Genomic DNA, 22,071 nt, shown 5'->3' with positions numbered 1-22,071 from the left:
GCTTCACAGAGCTCGATTCCTGGCAGGCCGCATCTCGGGGACGGTGAGCTCGCCGGCGTCGACGATCAGCTCGTCGTCGAGGTGGAGACTGTTGCCGCGCATCGGGATGTCGAAGTGGCAGGCGGTGTCGTTCGGACCACCGAGCTCGTTGTTCGGGCCGATGGAGAACATGACGTTGCCGTAGAAGCTGCGCAGCTCCATGCCCATGCCGCCGCCGAACTGGGTCAGCCCGTGCCAGTGCGCGCGCTCGTCGAGGCCCCATCCGACGTGGGACATGCCGTAACCACGCGGGTCGTCGAAGCTCTCGATGTAGGACGAGAGCAGGTCCGCGTCCAGGCCCGAGGACCCGGCGCCGCCGCGGATGTCGCGGATGAACCCCTCCTCGATGGTGATCTCCACCGGAGTCTGGACGTAGGTGTTGAACGGCAGCAGGACGTCCCCGGGCGCGAGGACGATCGTGCCGTCGACCCCGTCGTCGGCGCCGCCGGTGAACACGAACGCGGCGGGCCAGTGGTCCCAGCGGCCGGGCTGGTCGGTGTAGCCGTACTCGCTCAACGTCGGGTAGACGCCCAGCTTGTAGGTCACGTCGGTGCCGTGCGGGCTGGTGATCCGCATGGTCTGCGCCTTGGCCAGCAGCTCCGCGCCGATCTCCACGCGTTCCCGCAGCTCCTTGGTCGGCATCAGCCGGGCCAGCAGCGGGGCCGGCTCCACCGCGGTGAGGATCCGGGTCCCGGCGGCCTGGATCTCGAACTGCTCCGGGCTGAAGAGCAGGAACGTGCAGTCCACGACCATGTCGACGCTCTTGAGCGCCTCCACCGCCAGTCGGTTGTCCGCCAACCCGGAGTCGCCGACCGACCACGCCCCCGAGGCGCTCGTCGGCGCGGGCAGCCGCAGGTGGAAGCCCTGCGCGCCCAGCTTGCCGATCGCCCACAGGAACGCGTCGGCGTACTCGGCGCGCTCGTTCCCGCGGGTCAGCACCGCGACCGTCTCGCCCTCGTGCACCGCCGAGAGGGTCAGCTGCTGCAGGCAGATCTCGTTGAACAGGTTCTGGTCCATGGCTCCTCCGGCCTCGGCTCCCGAGATAGTCCGAACACTGACGATTGCCGGTACGAGCCGCTGCGTCAAGCGCTGAATGTGACATCCGGGTGACGAAATGCCGGATCGGCCGGACCTGAACCGGTTACGAGACGTCCCGGTCGGTCCCGGCCCAGTGCTGCGCCCGCAACTCCCGCTTGAGCACCTTGCCCGCACCGGAGAGCGGCAGGACCTCGACGAACTCCACGGACCGCGGGGCCTTGTACCCGGCGATGAGGCCCTTGACGTGGTCGCGCAGCTCGGCGGGGTCGGGGTCGCTCCCCGGCGCCCGGACGACCACGGCGTGCACCCGCTCGCCCCACTCGTCGTCGGGCACCCCGATGACGGCGCACGCGGCCACCGCCGGGTGGTCGGCGAGGGCGTTCTCCACCTCGGCGGAGTACACGTTCTCCCCGCCGGTGACGATCATGTCCTTGAGCCGGTCGACGACGAAGACGTAGCCCTCGGGGTCCATCCAGCCGCCGTCGCCGGTGTGCATCCAGCCGTCGCGCACGGCCGCGGCGGTCTCCGCGGGCCGGTCCCAGTAGCCGAGCATCACGTGCGGCCCGCGCACCGCGATCTCGCCGACCGTCCCGCGCGGCACCTCGCGGTCCTCGGCGTCGACGATCCGGACCTCCGCGTGCGGTGCGGCGCGGCCGGCCGAGCGCCGCAGCCGGTCGGTCGCGTGATCCTCGGGCAGCAGCAGGGTGGCGACGGGCGAGAGCTCGGTCATGCCATAGGCCTGCACGAACTCGGCGGTCGGCATCCGCTTCGCGGCCCGCTGCAGCACCGCCTCGGAGATCGGCGAGGCGCCGTAGGTGAGCCGCCGGACGGAGGAGAGATCGGCGTCGGCGGCCTCGGGCGAGTCGACCAGCACCTGGATCATCGTCGGCACCAGCAGCAGATCGGTGACGCCGTGCCGCGCGATCGCCTCGGCGACCCCGCCCGGGGTGAACGACGGGACGATCACGTGGGTGCCGCCCACGACGTTGCGGGCGACCCAGGCGGCGCCGTCGGCGAGGTGGAACATCGGCGCGGCGTGCAGCAGCCGCCCGCCCGGCGTGGCCAGCGCCCCGGACGCGAGCGACCCCAGCGCCGACGCGAGCAGGTTGGTGTGGCTGAGCACCACGCCCTTGGGTGTGCCGGTGGTACCGCCCGTGTACCAGATCCCGGCGGGCGCGTCGCCGCCCCGGCGCGCGTCCTCGGCCGGCTCGTGCCCCGCGACCAGCACCTCGTGCGCGACGGTCCCCTCGGGCGCCGGGCCGTCGCCGCACCAGACGACGCGGCGCAGGTCCGGGGTCTCCGCGCGCAGGGCCGGCAGCAGACCCGCGAAGGTCTCGTCGACCAGCAGGATCCGCACGCCGGCGTCGCGCAGCGAGTACGCGATCTCGCCCGCGCTCCAGCGCACGTTGACCGGGGCGAGCACGCCGTCCGCCCAGGGCACGGCGAAAAGGTACTCGTGGTACCGGTCCGAGTTCAGCGACAGCATCGCGACCCGGTCCCCCGGCCCGCAGCCCAGGTCGCGCAGGCCGGCGGCGAGCCGCGCCACCCGGTCGATGGACTCCGCCCAGGTCCGCACCCGGTCCCCGGCGATCGTGGCCGGGAGGTCCGGGGTCTGCTGGGCCGCCCGGTGCAGGGCCTGGGTGAGGTACATGGTCGCCTCCGGGGCAGCGCTGCCGTGGCCCCGGAACGTAGCGGTATGTCCGGTTTCGCACCACCCGCCGGTCAGCGGAGAAGACCCGGGTCGAGCCCGGCGAGGCGCTCCCGGTCGGCCAGGATGTCGATCTCCGTGATCCGGCCGTCGACGACGGTGAACGCCAGCAGCGCGACCGGGCGGCCGTCGATCGTCCCGAGCACCCCCGGCTCGCCGTTGACCAGCACCGGGTGCCGGACCTGGTCCTCGCTGCGGTAGGCCGCCGCCTGACCGGCCACCGCCCGCGCCCCGTGCACCGCGCGCAGCCCGTCGCCCGTGTCGGCACGCAGCACGACGTCCGGGTCGAGGACCGCGACCAGGCCCTCGATGTCCCCCTCGCGGGCCGCGGCCAGGAACGCGTCGACCACCTCGCGACGCGCACCGCGGTCCGGCCGCGACGCCGGCTCGGCCCCGCGGACGCGGCGGCGGGCGCGGCTGGCGAGCTGGCGGGCCGCGGCCGGGGTGCGCTCGACGAGCGGCGCGATCTCGTCGAACGGCAGCCCGAACATGTCGTGCAGCACGAAGGCCAGCCGCTCGTCCGGCGCGAGGGTCTCCAGCACGACCAGCAGGGCGAGCCCGACCGAGTCCGCGAGCTCGGCGCCGTACTCGGGGTCCCCGGCGTCGTCGCGGCGGACGATCGGGTCCGGCAGGTGGTCCGGGAAGGGCTGCTCGCGGCGGGTCCGGCGGGCCCGCAGCTGGTTGAGCGCCACCCGGGCGACGACCGTGGTCAGCCAGGCCCGCGGGTTGTCCACGTGCGCCGGGTCCGAGCGGTGCAGGCGGATCCAGGCCTCCTGCACGGCGTCGTCGGCCTCGCTGAGCGAGCCCAGCACCCGGTACGCCACCTGCCGCAGGTACGGCCGGTGCTCCTCGAAGTCCGCCACCGGATCCATCCGTCACATCCTCCCGTCGGCGCGTGTCGAGGTGGTGACCCACGAGAACCCGCCGATGTGACGGCGGGACGGAAGGAGACCGACATGCCTGCACGCATGACCAACCCCGCCATGGTCGTCCCCGGTGCCCTGGAGGCCCTGCTGGCGCTCGGCGAGGCCGAGAAGGCCACCGGCATCCCGGAGACCGTCCTGGAGCTGGTCCACCTGCGCGCCAGCCAGATCAACGGCTGTGCGGTGTGCCTGCACATGCACGCCCGCGCCCTGCGCAAGGCCGGCGAGTCCGACGAGCGCATCGACACCGTGGCGGGCTGGCGCGACGCCCCTTTCTTCACCGACGAGGAACGGGCGGCGCTCGCCCTGACCGAGGCCGTGACCCGGCTGGCCGACCGCGCCGACCCGGTGCCGGACGAGGTGTTCGAGGAGGCGGCCGCGCACTACGACGAGCAGCAGCTCGGCGCGCTCATCCTCTCGATCGCGAACATCAACCTGTGGAACCGGCTCAACGCCACCACCCAGCAGGTCGCCGGCGCCTACTAGATCGCACGAACTACTGGGGCCGGCGGAACGCGGCCGCCGCCGCGGCCCCCTTCGCCGGGTCCCAGCCCGGCACGTCCGCGACGGCCCGGATCATCGCCTCGGTGATCCGGCCGTCCGCGCCGAGCAGGGCCGCGACCGCGGCGGGCGACACCTCGCCGTCGACCTCGTTCTCGCAGAACTGCACGACGAGGTCGCGGCAGGCGTCGTCGCTCAGCGCGGGCAGCCCGACGCCGCTGAACCCGTCGGACTTCTCGTAGGGGCGCGGGACCACCCGCCGTCGAACCCGTAGACGAGACCCACCCACTCCCCGGCGGCCGCCGCGGCCTCCGCCGGCGGGGCCCACCAGTCCGGGGCGCCGGCGAGCAGGTCGGTCTCGGGCTCGCCGAAATACTCCGCCGCCGCGCGGAAGTAGGTGTCGGAGTACTCGTGGTCGTTGCCGATCAGGACCGCCCGGTCGCCGAGCAGGCGCAGGTCGGCCCAGTTGCCGCCGCCGTCGTCGTAGTGCCAGCGGCCGGGCTCGGCGAAGCAGGAGCCCGCCCACCCGCGCGTCGCGCAGATCGCGGCGAAGGCGGCCCAGCGGCCGCGCATCTCGGCGGGCGTCGACAGGTCGAGTGCAACGAGGGTCACCCGGACAGGGTGTCCTACGCCGGTGTCCAAACATGAAACACCTCGGACGGGGAAGGCTCCGGAAGGGTGGCGGCAGCAGCAGCCTCCCCGAGAACGACGAAGGAGTCGATCCCCGCATGAAGACCAAGGCCGCGGTCGTCTACGAGACCGGCAAGCCGATCGAGATCGAGGAGCTGGAGCTCGACGGCCCGAAGGACGGCGAGGTCCTGATCCGCTACACCCACGCCGGGCTGTGCCACTCCGACGTGCACATCTCGCACGGCGACCTCGAGGCCCGCCTGCCGATGGTGCTCGGCCACGAGGGCGCCGGCATCATCGAGGAGGTCGGGCCGGGCGTCACCCGCGTCAAGCCGGGCGACCACGTCGTGTGTTCGTTCATCCCGAACTGCGGCACCTGCCGCTGGTGCGCCACCGGCCAGCAGGCCATCTGCGACATGGGCGCCACCATCCTCGAGGGCTACCTTCCCGGCGAGCGCTTCCCGTTCACCGGCCCCAAGGGCAACTACGGCGCGATGTGCATGCTGGGCACGTTCTCCCAGTACTCCACCATCCACCAGAACTCGGTGGTCAAGGTCGACGACGACCTGCCGCTCGACAAGGCCGTCCTCGTCGGCTGCGGCGTGCCCACCGGGTGGGGCTCGGCGGTCAACGCCGCGGATGTCAAGCCGGGCGAGACCGTGATCGTCTCCGGCGTGGGCGGCATCGGCATCAACGCCGTGCAGGGCGCCCGCTACGCCGGCGCGAAGAACCTCATCGCCGTCGACCCGCTGCAGAACAAGCGCGAGAAGGCCATGGAGCTCGGCGCCACCCACGCCGTCGGCTCCATCGAGGAGGCGGCCGACCTCGCCCGCCAGATGACCAACGGCAACGGCGCCGACAAGGCCGTCGTGACCGCGGGCATCGTCACCGAGGAGATCGTGACCGGCGCGTTCGACGCGATCGGCAAGGGCGGCACCGTGGTGCTGACCGGCCTGAACAAGCTGTCGGCGCAGAACGTCAACCTGCCCGGCTCGATCTTCACGCTGTTCAAGAAGACGGTGAAGGGCTCGCTCTTCGGCGACTGCAACCCGACCACCGACATCCCGAAGATCCTGGGCCTGTACCAGTCCGGGGACCTCAAGCTCGACGAGCTGATCACCAAGACGTACACCCTCGAGCAGGTCAACGAGGGCTACGACGACCTGCTCAACGGCAAGAACGTCCGCGGCGTGCTCGTCCACGAGCACTGAGTCCGGGACACCTGATCCGCCGCGGCGGGACCGGAGTCGACCGGTCCCGCCGCGCGCTCAGGCCGGCCGCTCGCGCAGCGCCTCCGGGTCGATGTGCAGCTCGCGGATCCGGCGGTAGAGCGTGGTGCGGCTGATCCCGAGCCGGCGGGCGGCGTGCACCTTGTTGCCCCCGCAGCTCTGCAGGCAACGGACGATCGCGTCCCGCTCCGCCTGCCACAGGGCGCCCGGGACCGGTTCGCGCGGCCCCTCCCGGTAGCCCGGCGGCAGGTCGCCCTCGGTGAGGTCGCCCGCCGAGCGCCGCCCGGCGACGTACCCGACGACCGTGGCGAGCTCCCGCAGGTTCCCCGGCCAGTCGTGTGCGGCGAGGGTTCGGAGCGCGCCGGTGGTGAACCGGACGGCGCCGCCGGCGCGCTCCCGCAGCAGCGCGCCGGCGAGGGCCGGGATCCGGTCGCGCCGGCTGCGGACGGTCGGCAGCTCGAGGCGGACCGGACACCGGGCCCCGAACGCGGCCGTCTCCCCGGGCGGCAGGCCGTCGTGGCCTGCCGTCAGCACGAGCCGCACGCCCCGCCGGTCCGCCTCGTGCCCGAGGTGCGCCGCGACCGCCGGGGCCAGCAGGTGCGCGTCCTCGACCAGCAGGGTGCCTCCGCCGGTCGCCTCGGCCAGCGGCACGTGCGTCTCCGCCACCGTGACGTGGGCGCCGGCCAGCACCGCGACCGGTCCCGCGCCCGCGAGCCGGGTCGCGACCGTCGTCCGGCCCGTGCCCGGTTCGCCGAGGACCAGCACGTTCGCCTGCTCCGCGCGGTAGCGCAGGATCCGCGGCCGCAGCTCGGCGTGCCAGTCCCGGTCCGGCACGGGCACCGCCACGCGCACCACCGAGGGCCGCTCCGGCCGTTCCAGCTCCACGAGGAAGCCCCCGCCGCCGACGGGTTCGACGCGGGCGACCATCCGCCGGCCCGACGCCAGCTCGACCTCGGTGTGCACCGCCCCCGGCCGGCCGTGCCGCAGGGCCTGGAGCGCGGCGTGGTCGACGGGCTGCAGCAGATCCGCCGCGGCGTCGTTGGTCAGCACGAGATCGGGCCCGAACGCCACCAGCGGCCCCGCCGCCCGCAGCCGCGCCGCCTCGAACGCCGCGAGCACCCGGCGGTGCGAACCGCGGGCCTCGACCAGCATCCCGTCGGCGATCTGCTGGGCGGCGCCGAGCAGGAAGGGCCGCAGCAGCGGGCTCGCGTCGGCGGTCAGGCAGGTGATGTCGAGGACGCCGGCGTGCCGCCCGGTCAGCGGGTCCCGGATCGGCACCCCGTGGCAGGCGAACCGCTTCAGCGACTCCAGGTAGTGCTCCGCCCCGACGACGGCGATCCCGCGGCGCAGCTCGGCGACCGTGGCCACAGAGTTGGTGCCGCTGACCTGCTCGGTGAACAGCTGGCCCGGCACGACCCCGACGGACTGCAGCACCGGCTCCAGCTCGGGCGAGCCGAAGCGGATGTCGACCAGCCGGGTCTCCCGGTCGGCCAGGACGAGGGCGAACCGGGACCCGCGCAGGTGCCCCTCGAGCGCGGTGAGCACCGGGCCCGCCGCGCGGCGCAGGCGCGTGCCGGGATCGGGCTCGACGACCGCACCGACGTCGATGCAGGCGGCGGGGTCCAGCCCGCAGGACTCGATGCGATGCCAGGACTGGGCGATCTCGGGACGGAGCACGGACAAGCCCGGACCCTCCTCGCTGCGGGATCCGACGGTTGGGGAGTCGACACCGATCTTATGCCGCGGCACGCATCCGTCGACTCCGAGCCGACGTGGCGAGGGGTCCTCAGGGTCACCACAGGCGACGTGTGCACGATGTGACGGGTGCAGCTCGACATCGACCGCCCTCCGACGGCCGTGGCTCCCGAGCGCCCGCGGCCGGATCTGCTCGGTCGCGTCGCCGTGCTCGTGCTCGGGGTCGTCACCGTCCTGTCGGTGGTGCGCGCCTTCGGCCCCCTGACCTACCCCGGCGACATCTGGCGCCAGTCGGACACCGCGTCGATGGCGCGCAACTACGCCGAGCACGGCCTGAACCTGTTCATGCCCCAGATCAACTGGGGCGGGAACGGGCCCGGCTACGTCGAGTCCGAGCTGCCGATCATGCCGTGGCTGACCGGCATCCTCTACACGCTCTTCGGTGACCACGAGTTCCTCGGCCGGCTGGTGTCGCTGGCCTTCATGCTGCTCGCCACCGCGGCGTTCTGGGGCCTCGCGAAGCGGATCCTGCCGCCGACGGCCGCCCGGTGGGCGCTGATCGCCTGGGCCGTCTCGCCGGCGTTCATGCGGTGGGGCACGGCCTTCATGCCCGAGGCGACCGTCCTGGCGTTCACGCTGCTGGCCCTGCTGGCCTTCTGCCGCTGGCTGCAGGAGGACCGGCCGGTGTGGCTGGTGGCGGCAGCCGGGGCGGTCTCGCTGGCCGGGCTGGCCAAGCCGACCTCGTTGCACGTCGGACTCGTGATGGCGCTGTGGCTGCTGCTCGCGGCGCGCGACCGGTTGCGCCGGCCCTCGGTCTACCTGGCCGGGCTCGCCGCGCTCGTGCTGCCCGCGCTGTGGCTGCGGCACGCCTCGGGCCTCTACGAGACCTACGGCAACACCTTCGGCGTGATCTCGGGGGGCGACGACAAGTTCGGCAACCTCGCCATGTGGCTGGGCGCCGACTTCTACCTCGGCAACCTCCGCAGCGAGGTGCTGTTCATCTACGGCGTGGTCGGGGTGCCGTTCGCGCTGCTCGGTGCGGTGTGGCTGTGGCGGCACCGCCGTGGGGCACCGGCCGCGCCGTTCCTGCTCGCCGGCGCGGTCGCGCTCGTCGTCTACTACTTCGCGGTCGGCCGCTACAGCGGCTCCGACCTCGGCATCCAGTACCACGTCTACTCGCTGCCCTACGCCGCGGTCGCGACCGGCATCGGCGTCGTCGCGGCTCAGCGGCTGCTGCGCGACCGGCTCGGCCCGCGCCTCGTCGCGGCGCTCGGGGTGCTGGCCGTGCTGGCGCTCGGCGCCCAGTCGGTCAACGTCTTCCGGCAGTCGTTCGATCCCGACGCCGGCGCCCTCGGCACGTGCGCCACGCAGCTGGCGGCGGTGTCCCGGCCCGGCGATCTCGTGGTCGTCGGCACGGACAGCACCACGACGATGGACGGCGTCGCGAACAACTACCAGGAGCCGGTGATCCTCTACCGGGCCGACCGGTACGGCTGGGTGCTGGCCGCGGACCAGTACGAGCCGGCCCGGCTCGCGGGCATGCAGGCGCAGGGGGCCCGCTGGTTCGTGAACCCGGTGCCCGGCCGGCTCACCGGGCCGCTGGCGAGCTGGTTGCGCGACAACGCCGAGCAGGTCCGCACCTCGGCGTTCGACGGTTGCGACGTCTGGGCCCTCCGCGGCGCCTCCTGAGCGGCGCCTCCTGAGCGGCCCCTCACTCGGCGGCGGCCAGCCCCGAGCCGTCAGGGGCGCCGAGCAACGGCACGGGGACGCTGACCAGCGTGACGGTGGTGCCCGCGTCGTCCCGGCGGATCGACACCCGGTCCATGCAGCCGCGCATGACGCTCATCCCGTAGCCCTTCTCGCCGTGGTCCGGGCGCCACACGCCCTCGTCCCGCACCGTCACGACGACCTGGCGGTGCGTGGGCCCGGCCACCAGCCGGCCGACGACCTCAACGTCCCCGGGGACGCCCCCGGCGTAGGCGTGCTTGACCGCGTTGGTGCAGGCCTCGCTCACGGCCAGGATCGCGTCGACACGCTCGGCCTCGGGCCACTCCAGCGCCTGGAGCCAGCGGTCCAGCCCCGCCCGGAAGAAGGCGAGCTGCACCGGGTCCGCGCCGAACCGGATGCTGTAGAAGCCCGAGTCGTCCGCCATGCCCCGAGGATGACGAACCCCGGGGCCCTTCGCGACCGCTGGCCGGACGCCGCCCCGATCACCCGTGCCGGTCAGCTCGGCGCGCGCGGCTCCGGGACCTCCACGACGACGGGTTCCTCGGCGGGCGAGGGGATCCCGGCCGCCTCGGGCCCGACCACCTCGACCAGCTCGCGCCCGCCCTCGACGTCGAGCCCGGGCGTGCGGTCCGTCCCCGCGAGACCGAGCACGCGGCGGCGGGCCCGGGCCCGCCTGTCCAGCTCGGCCTGCTCGGCCGCGGTCCACGTGTGCCGCTCGGCCGGCGGCTGCCTGGAGACCATCGCCCGTACCCCCTGATCACCCTCACCCCGGAAGATCCACCGGCACCACCCGCTGTCATCGGGATCACGCAGTGGTGCGCACACCCAGTGTGCGCCCGCCACGCCCGAAAGCCCATGTCCCGGCCCGGCCGGGCCCTCCTGTCGGGCGGGCCGGTCGGACGGGACGGTCCGGGCCGGTTCGATGGTGAGCTGCGATGTCATCTCTCCGTCACATCGGATCCCCGTCGCCGTCCGGCCGACGGCACGGACGGGGCAGCACGAACGGGCAGGGCGGTGCACGAGTGGGTCGAGTCGGTCGCTTCCGCCCGATCCTCGCCGGAGCCACCCTCCGCGACCGGATGTTCGCCTGCGGCGGGGCGCTCGCCGCGCTCTGCGTCACCGCACTGCTCGGGGCGATCGTCGTGGGGCACACGGCGGCCCTCCTGTACCTCGTGGCGCCGATCGGCGCGTCGGCCGTGCTCGTGTTCGCGGTTCCCGCGAGCCCCCTCGCGCAGCCGTGGTCGGTCGTGGGCGGCAACGTGCGTCGACGCTGGTCGGGCTGGGAGTGCTGGCCCTCGTCGACGACCCGTTCCTCGCCTCCGGCCCGGCCACGCCTACCCGCACCGGACGCGGCGGGCCGACCCCGCGGAGCGCCGCAGCCGCTTCCGCGTCGAGGACGTGGACCGCGCTGGACGAGGTCGGCGAGGCGTTCGACATCAGCCGTGAGGACCTCGGGCTCCTGCTCCGCGAGGTCGAGACCCAGGCCCTCGTCCGGCGGCACGGCGAGCCCACGGGTGGAGGTGCACGACACCCCGTCCGGTCGGCGGCGAGTGCACGGCGTCCGCGTCGTGCTGGTCGAGCCTGCCTACACCAGCACCGCGTTCGAGTCGAACGCCGTGATCGCCGAGGACCCCACCCGGTCTACGCACCGCGGCGTGCCGTGTTCGACGAAGTGATGGGCGACGCTGTGATGGGCGGCGACGCCCCGACCGTCGTGGCGGCGACCATCGTCGCCGCCGCGACCGACCCGAAACCGAAACTGCGCTACACCGCCGGCTCGCGAGCAGGCCGGGTCAGCACGCTTCGCCGGATCGCGCCCGCCCGGCTCTTCGACGGGCAGATCCGCAAGCTGAACAAGATGGTGGGTTGACAACGACCGAAGAGGACGACCGAGGAGAAGGAGGCGCGATGGCGCGGTACGGGAAGGAACACAAGCAGCGAACGCGCCGGCGCATCGTGGAGACATCCGGGCGCCGGCTCAAGACCGACGGCGTGACCGGCTCCGGGATTGCCACGCTCATGGCCGACGCCGGGCTGACCAACGGCGCGTTCTCCGCCCACTTCGCCTCCAAGGACGAGCGGGTCGCCAGCGTGGTCGCCGACCAGCTCGGCACACAGCGCGAGGCCATCGCCGACCTGCCTCCCGCCTCCGGCGCCGAGCAGCTCGTCCGGGCCTACCTGTCGGTCGAGCATCGCGATCACCCGGGCGACGGCTGCCCGTCCGCGGCCCTGCTCAACGAGATCGGCCGCTGCGACGACACGGTCCGCCACGTGTTCACCGACGGGGTGCTCGGTGTCATCGACGTCATCGCGGCCCGGTTCGAACCCGGAGACCCGTCCTCGGCTCGCGTCCGGGTCCTCGCGGCGTTCGCCGGGATGGTCGGGACCTTGCAGATGGCCCGCGCGGTCACCGACCCGCAGCTCTCCGACGACCTCCTCGAACGGGGTGCGCAGAACGCGCTGGCCACCCTTCGCGACCGGAGCACCGAGGTCACCTCCGCCGACGTGCCGCACCGGTGACACCCCCATCCCCCGGGGCGACGCCCCCTCAACGCACGGTAAGGGACCTGACATGAGGGCCTTCCTCGTCGACAGGTACGGCAGGGACAGCACGTTGCGGGCCGGGAAGCTGCCCGACCCGGAGATCGGCGACCACGACGTACTGGTTCGGATCCTGGCCGCGGGCGTGAACCCGCTCGACGCCAAAATCATGGCCGGCGAGTTCAAGCTCTTCCTGCCCTACAAGCCGCCCTTCGTCCTCGGCAACGACCTCGCCGGGATCGTCGAGCGGGTGGGACCCGGGGTGCAGAAGGTCGCGCCGGGTGACGAGGTCTACGCGCGGCCGGACAAGGAGCGCATCGGCACCTTCGCCGAGCTGATCGCGATCGACGAGGGCGACCTGGCGCTCAAGCCGGCCGGCCTGACGATGGTCGAAGCGGCTTCGCTGCCGCTGGTCGCGCTCACCGCATGGCAGGCCCTGGTCGAGAAGGCGAACGTCCGGCCCGGCCAGAAGGTCCTCGTCCACGCAGGATCGGGCGGCGTCGGGACGATCGCGATCCAGCTGGCCAAACACCTCGGCGCCTACGTCGCCACCACCACCAGCACACCCAACGTCGAGTGGGTTCGCGACCTCGGCGCAGACCTCGTCGTCGACTACCAGAAGTACGACTTCGCACAGCTGCTGCGCGACGTCGACGTCGTCCTGGACCCACTCGGCGGCGAGAACCTCGACAAGTCCCTGCGGGTCCTGCGACCCGGCGGCCTGGCCATCGGCATCGGCGGCCCACCCGACCCGGACTTCGCGAGGCAGCTCGGCAAGCCGCTGCTGGGCCCGGTGATGGCACTGCTCAGCCACAAGGTCCGCCACGCAGCCCGCGGCAGGGGGGTGCGCTACTCGTTCCTGTTCATGCGGGCGAACGGCGACCAGCTGCGGGAGATCACCGCCCTGGTCGACGCCGGTGCGATCCGCCCCGTCGTCGACCGAATCTTCGACTTCGACCACACCGTCGCCGCACTCGACTACGTCAACTCCGGCCGCGCCAAGGGCAAGATCGTCGTCACGATCGCGTGACCAGCCGCATCCTGCAGGTCCTTGTGCACGCTCTCTGCTCCGCCCGAGCGACCGGAACGCCCAGAAGTAGCCTGCAAAGACGCGGGCTGAGGCCGGAGCCCGACGCACCCACCCGATCGTGGAGTTCAGTTAAGGAAGCCGTTGAACTTGGGTTCGTGTCGCCAGCTCGGCCCGGTGGGATCTGCTCGGCGGAGCGGGCAGTCATGGGCGCGATCGGGTATTGCACGGGGTTCCGGACCGAGGGGCTTACCGGACGACGGTAAGCCGGTCACGGGGTGTCGAGAGCCAGAGGACTGAGCTGAGGGGAGCCGGCGCCGCGAATCGGTCACAGCAGAATCGGTCACAGCAAACCTGGCCGAGCCGGGAGCCTCCCGCTCCGCGGGCTCTACTCGCTCGTCGTGGGGCTCTCAGCCTGAAGCGAACTCCCGGTACCCGGCAGAGTGTGAAGTCGGTCGATGATTCGCTTGGTCTCGTCGGCCTTCCGCAGCCCGTCCGGCAGTCACTGGATTCTGTGAGGGCTGTCACTGTCAGTCTGGGTGTGGGGTGCTCGACCACAGTTGAGGTCAGACGAACGTGCTGCTCGCTCCGCCAACTGCGGCTCGCCCCGGCAGGGCGTGGGGGCACGGTCGGTGGCCAAGCGGGTCCGCGTATCCCGCTTCTGGGCTTGGTGGTGGGGCGGCGGGCGTGTAGCGTTGATCTCGGTCACCGTAGTTCTGATGTTCGTGTTTTAGGGCGCGCTCGCAGGATGATGATGCGGGCGGATTCGCTGTCTTTGGTGTAGCTGAAGTTGGCTGCCGTCTGGGAATCACTTTGACCCGGGCAGCCACGGGCGTGGTTGTTCCGTCCAACGCTACGCAACGAGGAGCACCACATGATCCGTGGAACTGTGAAGTGGTTCAACGCCGAAAAGGGCTTCGGTTTCATCGCCCCGGAAGACGGCGGCGCCGATGTGTTTGTTCACTACTCGGCGATCGACTCGTCCGGGTTCCGGGAGCTGACCGAGAACCAGGCGGTGTCCTACGAGGTCACCCAGGGAGCCAAGGGGCCGCAGGCCTCCACCGTACTCATCTGAGTCGGAACCAGCCGAACTCTCACCCGGCGGTGGTGTCCCGCGTTCAGCGGGCACCATCGCCGGATCTGTTTTGCCTTCAGCACGTGATCGTCACCGATACCTGATAGAACCGGCGAGGAGCCTTTCATCTCCGCTCGACACCGTTCCCAGCCCGGCGCCGCGACCCTCGCGTGCGTTCGCCCGCAGCGTCGTCGCGTCGTTTCCTCGCCACGTCCACGCGCCGTACCTGAATCGGGTGGGGTGGGCTGCGATGAGCTGCAAGCGGGCCAGGTCCGGGGAGCCGAGCCAACCGGCACGACGTCGCTGAGCGACCCTCCCTCCGTGGAGCGCAGCAAGCCCGCCCCGCGCGGCCCTCGCATTCCGTTCGACACCGTGCGCGGCTGAAAGATCAGCCCACGGCCGAGCGCGCAGGCAGCGCTGCCGAGCCAGTCGACCTGCTGAAGAACCCTCTCGGGCGACCGAGCAGCCGGTCAGCGACGAGTGGGAACCGGTCGAGTCCACTGATTCCGCTGGCAGCCCCCACGCCACTCAACCCACTCCGCCGCCGCCCACAGCCGAGGACCCAGCGGATTGGCCGCGGGCGTGCCTCGCGCTGGCCGCCATCAGGTGCGTGCTTCGAGACCACCCACGACAACCACCTGCCCGAGACCTACTCGACGCCTACGGCGTGCGACGCGACGGTGAGCGGCTCGGCTGCGCAGGTCGAACATTTGCGCGGTCTTGGTCGAGGTCAGTGTCGCCGGATCAGGACGATTCGGAGGCGCTGGTCACCGTGAACCCGCTCGCCTGGACGCGCCGGTTCAGCTCGGTGTTCATGCGCCGCGCCTCCTCGAGCTGATCCTCCAAGATGATGATGCGGCACGCCGCCTCTAGGCCCGTGCCCTCGTCGACCAGCGCCCGGACCCGGGCGGCCAACCGCAGCTGATAGCGGGAGTAGCGACGGTGTCCCCCGGGCGAACGCTGCGGGACGAGCAGCTTCACCTCGTCCAGGCTGCGGAGAAACCCAGGCGTGGTACCGAGCATCTCCGCCGCTCGACCCATCGTGTAGGCGGGGTAGTGCTCGTCGTCGAACTTGTCAGCCGCGGCTTTCGGGTCTCGGGTCATTCCACCTCCACAGACGAGGGGCCCCGGCGCAGTCGCACCGGGGCCCCAGGGGTTAGCTCTTCACACCATCAACCGACTCGAACGTCGGTCTTCTCGACCCGCAGGACACTGAAACCAACTTCTGCGGGAAAACGCATCCGCGTAATAACCGAGAATCACCTTCCGTTCCGACGAGACGATACCCACCGGCCACGCGGCCGGTAGCGGGTCTGACAGTGAGCCGCTTTCCCTTCTCCTCAGTGTTGCGACCTGCTGGTGTTGCGACTTGCTGGTGTTGCGACTTGCTGGTGTTGCTTCACGGGTAGTTACGTCATCTCCCGTGCTGATCTTCTCTCGCTTCAACGCGGAGGACACTACACACAGCCGTGCGCGGATGTCTACCTCGGGGGGGTGAGATTTTCCTGGGGGGCGCGAGGTGCGCCAGCGCCGCGGGCCGTGAAGCCCGCTCCCTGCCTTCGGTCACGGGAGGGCGGCTGAATGGTGATCTTGGGGACGATCTGGGCCCGGGTCCGTGACGATCTCTCCGCGACGCGTTAGGTTGATCTGGTCAGGTCGGACAGCACGGGGACCATGGTCGGACTCACCGCACAGGCCGCCGTCGCCAGGAGTCGCGCTCCGCGCGCGCTCGGCGAGTGCTGAGCCGGCTCGAGGAGTACCCATGACGCGGCTCGGAACCGACCGTTCCTTGAAGGAACCCAGCGAGTGGGCGGCGCAAACCGCTGCGTACGAGATCGCGTGCCGGAGGCAGAGCGTCAAGGCGGCGCGGATCGTCGCCGATCGGGCCACGGACGCGGCCGACTGTCGCGAGCTGCTCGACATGCTAGGACTGGGGGCCGACGACCACCGGGCGGGCTGACCCGCTCACCGCGCTCCGCCGGGAGGATCCGGCCCGTCAGGGTGGTGCGCGTACTGTCCGGTGAAGAGTCTGTCGAGGCCTTTCGCCCGATGAGTACGTCGCAGCCGTGGCGCGAGGAGGCGGACATGGCGACGGGAACCGTCGAGTGGTTCGACCCCAGCAGGGTGTCGGCCTCATCGTCCTCGACGACGGCCGGAGATGCTCCGTGCGTCGTGACCAGCTCGACGGTGGGGACAGCCACAGTCTGCCCCCGGGCGGCCGCGTCCACTTCACTCTGCTGGACGCGGAATCCGCGCCGGCCGTGTCCGGCGTCTACCGCCTCTAAGGCCCCGCGTCGAGCTGGCGGGGCCGCCCGGGCGGCCCTCGACGTGGGTCGATCGCTCCGGTCACGATCGCGCCCCGGCGATCATCGGCCACGAGTTCGCCGAAGTGGTCTCCTCGTTCGGCTACGGCACGACGGGCCTCTCGCTGGGACAGCGGGTGTTCGGGATCGCGGACTGGCACCGCGATGGAACGCTGGCCGAGTACGCGGCCGTGGAGGCACGCAATCTTGCGCCGCTGCCGGGGAACGTCGACTACATGGTGGGTGCGAGTCTGCCGATCTCCGGCCTGACCGCGTGGCAGGGCCTGTTCCAGCACGGTCGTCTTCAGGCGGGGCAGAGCGTCCTGGCACACGGCGCCGCCGGCGCGGTCGGATCTGTGGTGACCCAGCTCGCCCGGGAGTTCGGCGCCTACATCATCGGTACCGGCCGGGCGGCGACCGCCAGGCGGCGCTCGACTTCGGCGCGAACGAGTTCCTCGACCTCAACCACGAGGATCTCGACGACATCGGCAGGGTCGACCTGGTCTTCGATGTCATCGGCGGTGATATCCAAAGGCGCTCGGCGCGCATCATCCGCCCTGGCGGGACGCTGGTGTCGGTGGTCGGACCTGTCGACGCTCGCCCCGTCGACGGCCTGGCGGTCGACTTCGTCGTAGAGTCCGTTCCGAGTCAGCTGCGGGAGATCGTCGACCGGGTGCGAAACGGGCGCCTTCGCACGCACGTCGGAACCGTCGCGACCCTCGACGAGGCCATCCCCGCGCTCAACCCGACCGAGCGGCGCAAGGGCAAGACCGTCATTCGCGTGCGCCCCTGAGCGCCCTGGAACAGGCCAACAGCGCCAGCCCAAAGCAGTTTCTTCGAGTCTCAATGGCAGTGCACCGTTCAGGGTCGACGCTGCTACTCAGGCCTCCTGCGCCTGAGCGCCGCTAGCCCGAATCTTTCGTCCTGAGCCGCTGTCGTGATCGACACCGGTCTGGCCGGTGCGGATGTCGGCATTGTGCCTGGTGGGTGTGACAGTTCGGCCGAGGTCGCTCGGGGCGCCGGGTCCACGGTTCCGGACGGGTTCCTGGGTCGTTGTGTCGGTGGGCGAGGGCTCAGCCGGGGACGGTGAGGGCGCGCAGCCGGGTGATGCCGTCGCAGAGCAGTCCGGTCCAGGGTGCGTGAGCGGGCAGGTGCAGCACGACCCGGCGGGCGTGGCGGGCGATCTGGGCGGGCATCGAGAACAGCCGCAGCCGCTTCGGCTCCCAGCGGCGCGCCGGATGCTCGGTGAAGGCGAGCAGCTGGGTCCAGGCGGTGATCTCACACGCCAGCGCGACCACCGCCTGCCAGATGTGGTTCTGGTCCAGGTCGTGCAACGGGAGGTTGGTCAGCCCGGTGTCCTTCGCCGCGCGGATGCGGTCCTCGGCTCGGGCCCGGCGGCGGTGGCGCAGCTCGAGGTCGGCGAGTTGGCGGCTGGGGCCGCCGGGGCGGGTGTTGGTGGCGAATGCGGTGTACCGCAGCCCGTCCGGGTCGGTCAGGCGCAGCTGCGCACCGGTGTGCGGCCGCTCCTTGCGGACGATCACCCGCATCCACTTGGGCCAGGTGGCCAGGTTCATCAGGCCCGTGGCCTCGATGACCCAGGCGCCCGGGCGGGGCTCGCCGTCGGCGTTGTAGGCGGCCTGCCAGTCGCTGCCGGGGAGGGCGACGAGCGGGTCGACCAGCTGCTGGGTCAGCCCGAACCCGACCGAGTAGGACAGACGCTGCCCGTGCAGCCAGTCCAGGAGCTCGTGCGAGGCACCGGCGCCGTCGATGCGGATCAACACCTTCCGGCCGGCCCGGTTCCCGGGCTTGTGGTCGGGGAGTTGGCGCAGGGCGGCGCGGATGACGGTGATGTGGTCGGCGGCGGTGTTCGCCCCGGCGTTGCCGGGTCGCAGCAGCGCGGCGAGGGGCTCGCCGGTGCCGTCGGGCCCGTGGTCCGACGAAGGGCTTGCCGTCGCAGAGCCCGCGGCACTTCCGCAGCCGCGCATAGAACGGCTCGAGCCGCTCGGCGGCCTCGCGCACGAACAAGATCAGCGGCACGTCTCCGAGCTTCGGCCGGATGTAGATCCGGATCTGCGCCTCGTACGTCATGCGCGTGGTCGGGTCGATCTCATGCTGGGCCATCCAACGGTCCAGAAGCGCCCCCGCGGTCGCGCGGGTGCGAGCCACCTTAAGGTCGTCGGCATCGGCCAGCAGGCGCGTACGGAGCTTCTCAGCCTCCTTCTGCGCCGCCCCGCTCCGAGCGTGCGTTGCCCGGCAGCTCGATCGGCATGCTGTCCGTGAGGATGATCCGCTCGCCTGTGCTGGGGTCCTCGCCGGCCGACACGCGCACCTGGAACCTGTCGCGCATCCGGCGGATGCTGCCCCGTTGCCGCGGCTTCGGCGGCTCCTCCACGGCGGTCACAGGCTGGAAGCTAGCAACGCTTGTGGATCAAGCCGTGGATCGTGATCCACATCGACGACCGCGAACGAGTCAGGCCCTGACCAAACTCGCTGGTCAGGGCCTGATTCCGTGGTGTGCGCCCGAAGGGATTCGAACCCCTAACCTTCTGATCCGTAGTCAGATGCTCTATCCGTTGAGCTACGGGCGCATGTACCGCATTCAGTTGTACTACATGCCGTGTCCGACCCGAGAGTCGACCCACGCCAGCGCGGAGGCTCCGGGATTTGAACCCGGGATGGGGGGTGACCCCAAACCGCATTAGCAGTGCGGCGCCATAGACCAGACTAGGCGAAGCCTCCCGGGGCCTCTCGGCCTCCAGCGGGTCCAAGAGTACACACGGCCCGGAGGGGGTTCGCACCCCACCCCGGGTCCGCGTGCCGGGGGCCCGTCAGCCGGACGTCGCGGCCAGGTCGAGGAAGGGCGCGAGGGCGTCCGGGTTCTGCAGCGCGCCCCTGCTCACGGCCTTGTCCGGGCTGACCCCGGCGAGGATCTTCTTGACCGGGACCTCGCACTTCTTCCCGTTCAGGGTGCGCGGCACGGCGTCGACGAGCACGAACCGGTCCGGGACGTGCCGGGGCGAGAGCTCGCTGCGCAGGGCCTTGCGTAGCCGCGGCTCGACGTCCTCCAGCGACGCCCCCGGGGCCAGCACGAGGAAGCACAGCAGCGCCCCCTCCTCCTTCGCCCCGAGCGCCGTGGTGTCGATCACAAGGGAGTCGGCGACCTCCTCGAAGCCCTCGACCACGGCGTAGAAGTCCGCGGTGCCCATCCGGACCCCGCCACGGTTGAGGGTGGAGTCCGAGCGGCCGTAGATCACGAAGGAGCCGCGCGGGGTGGCCCGCACCCAGTCCCCGTGCCGCCAGATCCCCGGGTACATCTCGTAGTAGGCCTCGCGCAGCCGGCTGCCGTCCGGGTCGTTCCAGAACATCACCGGCATGGACGGCATCGGCTGGGTGATGACCAGCTCGCCGACCTCGACCGGATCAGCACTGACGAGATCTTCGCCACGTTCGTCGAACGAGTGCACGTCGGCGCCCAGCGCGGCGACCGACAGCTCGCCCAGCCACACGGGCACGGTCGGTGCCGAGGCCACGAACGCCGCGCAGACGTCCGTGCCGCCGGACACCGAACAGATCTGGATGTGCTCGCCGCAGGCCTCGGCGATCCAGCGGAAGCCCTCGACGGACAGCGGGGAGCCGGTGGAGCCCAGGGCCCGCATCCGGGACAGGTCGTGGGAGTCCCGCGGCCGCAGGCCCTTCTTCAGGCAGGACTGCACGAACGGTGCCGACACCCCGAAGACCGTGACGCCGTGCTTCTCGGCCAGCGCCCACAGCGCGTCCAGGTCGGGGAAGCCCGGGTTGCCGTCGAACAGCAGGATCGTCGCCCCGACGAGCAGGCCGCCGACCAGGAAGTTCCACATCATCCAGCCGGTGGTGGTGAACCAGAAGAAGGTCTCCCCCGGCCCCAGGTCGTTCTGCAGCCGCATCGCCTTGAGGTGCTCGAGCACGATCCCGCCGTGGCTGTGCACGATGCCCTTGGGCAGCCCCGTGGTGCCCGAGGAGTACAGCACCCACAACGGGTGGTCGAAGGGCACCGCCTCGAACTCCAGCGGGCCCGCCGCGGCGGTGAACTCCGCCCACGACGTGGTCCCCTCCAGCGTCGCCCCGGGCTCCAGGTAGGGCACCAGCACGGTCTGCCGCACGGTCGGCAGCTGGTCCTGCAGCGCCGCGACGGTCTTGCGGATGTCGAACGCCTTGCCGTTGTAGCGGTAGCCGTCGACCGCCAGCAGGACCACCGGCTCGATCTGGGCGAAGCGGTCGTGCACCGCCCGCGCGCCGAAGTCCGGCGAGCAGGAGGACCACACCGCCCCCAACGAGGCCGCCGCGAGGAACGTGACCAGGGTCTCGACCGAGTTCGGGGCCAGCGCCACCACCCGGTCACCCTTGGCGACGCCCGCGGCGACCAGCCCGGCGCGGGCGCGGGCGACCTGCTCGCGCAGCTCGGCGTGGGTCACCGTGCGCTCCAGCCCGTCCTCGCGGGCGAACACCACGGCGGTGTCCGCGTCCTCCCGGCCCGGCCCCGGGGTGAGCGCGTGCTCGGCGTAGTTCAGCGTGGCGCCCGGGAACCACTCCGCGCCCGGCATCTCCCGCGAGCCCAGCACGGCCGTCGGCCGGTCCCGGAAGATCACCCCGAGGAACTCTGCGGCCGCGGCCCAGAAGCCCTCCAGGTCGCGCACCGACCAGGCGTGCAGCTCCGCGTAGTCGGTGTCCGACCCCAGCTCGACACCCTTGTGCTCCCGCACCCATCGCGCGAACTCCGCGATGGCGGTGCGACCTGCCTGCTCCGGCGACGGGGACCAGAGGACCTCGGGGACGTCGGCGTCGAGAGTCATGGCGTCATCGTCGCCGACGCCGTGCGTCCCGGGCCACCCCCGGAGGACGGGGTGGTGACGCGCCTCTCAGCGCAGGTGGGAGTCGAACCAGTTCAGCATCCGCTGCCACGCGTCGGCGGCGGTGGCCGGGTCGTCGTCGAAGCGGTGGCCGGAGCCCGGGTAGGTCACCAGGTCCGTGGCGACCTCGGACTCGCGGGCGGCGTCGAGCAGCCGGTCGAGCTCCGCCTTGTCGTCCCGGTCGCCGTAGATGCCGAGCCACGGGCAGGTCAGGCCGGGCGCGGCAGACACCAGCGCGGGGAGCGGACCCACCGGCTCGTCGATCCCGCCGCCGGCCACCGTGACGGCGGCGCCCAGGGTCCGCCGGGCCGCCACCAGCAGCGCCACGCTGCCGCCCAGGTCGAAGCCGATCACGCCCATCTGGTCCGGGGCGACCTCGTGATCCGCCAGCCAGCCGAACGCGGTGTCGGTGTCGGCCATGACCTGCTCGCCGTCCAGCCGGGCGACGTGGTCGGCGACCTGGTCCTCCGCGCCGTCGAGCTCGTCCGCCCCGTCGCGGTGGTAGAGGTGCGGCGCGACGACCAGCCAGCCGTCGCCGGCGATCCCCTCCACGAGCCGGCGGACCGTGTCGGTGACCCCGCGCGCCTCGTGCAGCACGACGATCCCGCCCCGGGCGGTGCCCTCGGGTTCCGCGACCGTGAGGCGCAGGTCGGAGCCGTCGACCAGGGGCACCGCCTCGGTGCGGATCTCGCTCATGAGGACAGCCTTCCACGACTGCGGGGCACGCCGGGGACGGGGCGGGCTACCG

The 22,071-nt window shown here is 71.9% G+C and carries 22 protein-coding genes, 2 tRNA genes and 3 pseudogenes; 12 read left to right on the top strand and 15 right to left on the bottom strand.

All coding sequences use genetic code 11. The features are described 5' to 3' along the window. Positions 1–3: 3 nt before the first annotated feature. From ACQP04_RS01090 to ACQP04_RS01080, 3 genes are all read right to left on the bottom strand, one after another. The gene (locus ACQP04_RS01090) at positions 4–1,056 is read right to left on the bottom strand and encodes a leucyl aminopeptidase (protein ID WP_433505222.1); all 1,053 of its coding nucleotides are present in this window, start codon (positions 1,054–1,056) and stop codon (positions 4–6) included. 124 nt (positions 1,057–1,180) lie between these two features. Beyond that, complete coding sequence (locus ACQP04_RS01085; RefSeq protein ID WP_433505221.1) at positions 1,181–2,728, bottom strand: acyl-CoA synthetase; 1,548 nt, start codon at positions 2,726–2,728, stop codon at positions 1,181–1,183. A 71-nt stretch (positions 2,729–2,799) separates the two neighbouring features. After that, the gene (locus ACQP04_RS01080) at positions 2,800–3,657 is read right to left on the bottom strand and encodes a sigma-70 family RNA polymerase sigma factor (RefSeq protein ID WP_433505220.1); all 858 of its coding nucleotides are present in this window, start codon (positions 3,655–3,657) and stop codon (positions 2,800–2,802) included. Positions 3,658–3,741: 84 nt separating this feature from the next. On the opposite strand from ACQP04_RS01080, the gene ACQP04_RS01075 reads away from it, so the two are divergent. Then, positions 3,742–4,194 (top strand): carboxymuconolactone decarboxylase family protein, encoded by a 453-nt coding sequence (locus ACQP04_RS01075; RefSeq protein WP_433505219.1) that lies wholly within the window; start codon positions 3,742–3,744, stop codon positions 4,192–4,194. Positions 4,195–4,204: 10 nt separating this feature from the next. Here the strand turns inward: ACQP04_RS01075 and ACQP04_RS01070 are convergent, their stop codons facing one another. Then, positions 4,205–4,465 (bottom strand): hypothetical protein, encoded by a 261-nt coding sequence (locus tag ACQP04_RS01070; protein WP_433505218.1) that lies wholly within the window; start codon positions 4,463–4,465, stop codon positions 4,205–4,207. Then, a complete protein-coding gene (locus tag ACQP04_RS01065; protein ID WP_433505217.1) occupies positions 4,405–4,821 on the bottom strand; it encodes a hypothetical protein in 417 nt (138 codons plus the stop codon). Before ACQP04_RS01065 ends, ACQP04_RS01070 begins: the two co-directional genes overlap by 61 nt. 116 nt (positions 4,822–4,937) lie before the next feature. On the opposite strand from ACQP04_RS01065, the gene ACQP04_RS01060 reads away from it, so the two are divergent. Further along, a complete protein-coding gene (locus ACQP04_RS01060) occupies positions 4,938–6,050 on the top strand; it encodes an NDMA-dependent alcohol dehydrogenase (RefSeq protein ID WP_037042341.1) in 1,113 nt (370 codons plus the stop codon). Positions 6,051–6,107: 57 nt separating this feature from the next. Here the strand turns inward: ACQP04_RS01060 and ACQP04_RS01055 are convergent, their stop codons facing one another. Next, positions 6,108–7,745, bottom strand: coding sequence for a sigma-54-dependent Fis family transcriptional regulator (locus ACQP04_RS01055; protein WP_433508516.1), 1,638 nt, complete (start codon positions 7,743–7,745; stop codon positions 6,108–6,110). A gap of 147 nt (positions 7,746–7,892) precedes the next feature. Here ACQP04_RS01055 and ACQP04_RS01050 point away from each other — a divergent pair, with 147 nt between their 5' ends. Further along, a complete protein-coding gene (locus ACQP04_RS01050) occupies positions 7,893–9,452 on the top strand; it encodes an ArnT family glycosyltransferase (RefSeq protein ID WP_433505216.1) in 1,560 nt (519 codons plus the stop codon). A gap of 22 nt (positions 9,453–9,474) precedes the next feature. On the opposite strand, the gene ACQP04_RS01045 is transcribed toward ACQP04_RS01050, so the two are convergent. Both ACQP04_RS01045 and ACQP04_RS01040 read right to left on the bottom strand, forming a co-directional pair. Beyond that, a complete protein-coding gene (locus ACQP04_RS01045) occupies positions 9,475–9,915 on the bottom strand; it encodes an ATP-binding protein (protein WP_051736999.1) in 441 nt (146 codons plus the stop codon). Between the two features lie 71 nt (positions 9,916–9,986). Further along, positions 9,987–10,232, bottom strand: coding sequence for a hypothetical protein (locus ACQP04_RS01040; RefSeq protein ID WP_433505215.1), 246 nt, complete (start codon positions 10,230–10,232; stop codon positions 9,987–9,989). Between the two features lie 194 nt (positions 10,233–10,426). Here ACQP04_RS01040 and ACQP04_RS01035 point away from each other — a divergent pair. The 6 genes and pseudogenes from ACQP04_RS01035 to ACQP04_RS01010 form a co-directional block, all read left to right on the top strand. Continuing rightward, positions 10,427–10,741, top strand: a pseudogene (locus ACQP04_RS01035) (HPP family protein); the annotation flags it as partial. Between the two features lie 264 nt (positions 10,742–11,005). After that, positions 11,006–11,167, top strand: a complete 162-nt coding sequence (locus ACQP04_RS01030) for a hypothetical protein (RefSeq protein ID WP_433508525.1) — start codon at positions 11,006–11,008, stop codon at positions 11,165–11,167. Next, entirely contained in the window at positions 11,152–11,361 is a 210-nt protein-coding gene (locus ACQP04_RS01025) for a hypothetical protein (protein WP_433505214.1), read from the top strand. The genes ACQP04_RS01030 and ACQP04_RS01025 overlap by 16 nt, the downstream gene beginning before the upstream one ends. A gap of 38 nt (positions 11,362–11,399) precedes the next feature. Continuing rightward, entirely contained in the window at positions 11,400–12,011 is a 612-nt protein-coding gene (locus ACQP04_RS01020) for a TetR/AcrR family transcriptional regulator (RefSeq protein WP_433505213.1), read from the top strand. 52 nt (positions 12,012–12,063) lie between these two features. Then, entirely contained in the window at positions 12,064–13,062 is a 999-nt protein-coding gene (locus ACQP04_RS01015) for an NADP-dependent oxidoreductase (RefSeq protein ID WP_433505212.1), read from the top strand. Positions 13,063–13,933: 871 nt separating this feature from the next. Then, positions 13,934–14,134, top strand: coding sequence for a cold-shock protein (locus tag ACQP04_RS01010; protein ID WP_433505211.1), 201 nt, complete (start codon positions 13,934–13,936; stop codon positions 14,132–14,134). 744 nt (positions 14,135–14,878) lie between these two features. Here ACQP04_RS01010 and ACQP04_RS01005 read toward each other — a convergent pair. Next, the gene (locus ACQP04_RS01005; RefSeq protein WP_433505210.1) at positions 14,879–15,238 is read right to left on the bottom strand and encodes a MerR family transcriptional regulator; all 360 of its coding nucleotides are present in this window, start codon (positions 15,236–15,238) and stop codon (positions 14,879–14,881) included. Between the two features lie 658 nt (positions 15,239–15,896). Between ACQP04_RS01005 and ACQP04_RS01000 the strand changes: the two genes are divergently transcribed. The 3 genes and pseudogenes from ACQP04_RS01000 (at position 15,897) to ACQP04_RS00990 (ending at position 17,230) form a co-directional block, all read left to right on the top strand. Then, complete coding sequence (locus ACQP04_RS01000) at positions 15,897–16,094, top strand: hypothetical protein (RefSeq protein WP_433505209.1); 198 nt, start codon at positions 15,897–15,899, stop codon at positions 16,092–16,094. A 429-nt stretch (positions 16,095–16,523) separates the two neighbouring features. Then, positions 16,524–16,598, top strand: a pseudogene (locus ACQP04_RS00995) (hypothetical protein); the annotation flags it as partial. 113 nt (positions 16,599–16,711) lie between these two features. Then, complete coding sequence (locus tag ACQP04_RS00990; protein WP_433505208.1) at positions 16,712–17,230, top strand: zinc-binding dehydrogenase; 519 nt, start codon at positions 16,712–16,714, stop codon at positions 17,228–17,230. Positions 17,231–17,510: 280 nt separating this feature from the next. On the opposite strand, the pseudogene ACQP04_RS00985 reads toward ACQP04_RS00990, so the two are convergent. The 6 genes and pseudogenes from ACQP04_RS00985 to ACQP04_RS00960 form a co-directional block, all read right to left on the bottom strand. Further along, positions 17,511–18,371, bottom strand: a pseudogene (locus ACQP04_RS00985) (IS1380 family transposase); the annotation flags it as partial. A 275-nt stretch (positions 18,372–18,646) separates the two neighbouring features. Continuing rightward, positions 18,647–18,838 carry a hypothetical protein gene (locus tag ACQP04_RS00980; RefSeq protein WP_433505207.1) on the bottom strand — a complete coding sequence of 64 codons (192 nt, stop codon included), beginning with the start codon at positions 18,836–18,838 and terminating at the stop codon, positions 18,647–18,649. Positions 18,839–18,952: 114 nt separating this feature from the next. Next, a tRNA-Arg gene (locus ACQP04_RS00975) sits at positions 18,953–19,025 on the bottom strand. Between the two features lie 61 nt (positions 19,026–19,086). Beyond that, positions 19,087–19,176: transfer RNA gene (locus ACQP04_RS00970), tRNA-Ser, on the bottom strand. An 89-nt stretch (positions 19,177–19,265) separates the two neighbouring features. Beyond that, positions 19,266–21,266, bottom strand: a complete 2,001-nt coding sequence (locus ACQP04_RS00965; RefSeq protein ID WP_433505206.1) for an acetoacetate--CoA ligase — start codon at positions 21,264–21,266, stop codon at positions 19,266–19,268. 66 nt (positions 21,267–21,332) lie between these two features. Continuing rightward, positions 21,333–22,019, bottom strand: a complete 687-nt coding sequence (locus tag ACQP04_RS00960; protein WP_433505205.1) for a dienelactone hydrolase family protein — start codon at positions 22,017–22,019, stop codon at positions 21,333–21,335. Positions 22,020–22,071: the final 52 nt, after the last annotated feature.

It is taken from the genome of Pseudonocardia halophobica (assembly GCF_050948485.1).
GTDB lineage: Bacteria > Actinomycetota > Actinomycetes > Mycobacteriales > Pseudonocardiaceae > Pseudonocardia > Pseudonocardia halophobica.
Note: the sequence above shows the minus strand (reverse complement) of the source record. Positions and strands in the feature narration are given on the sequence as shown.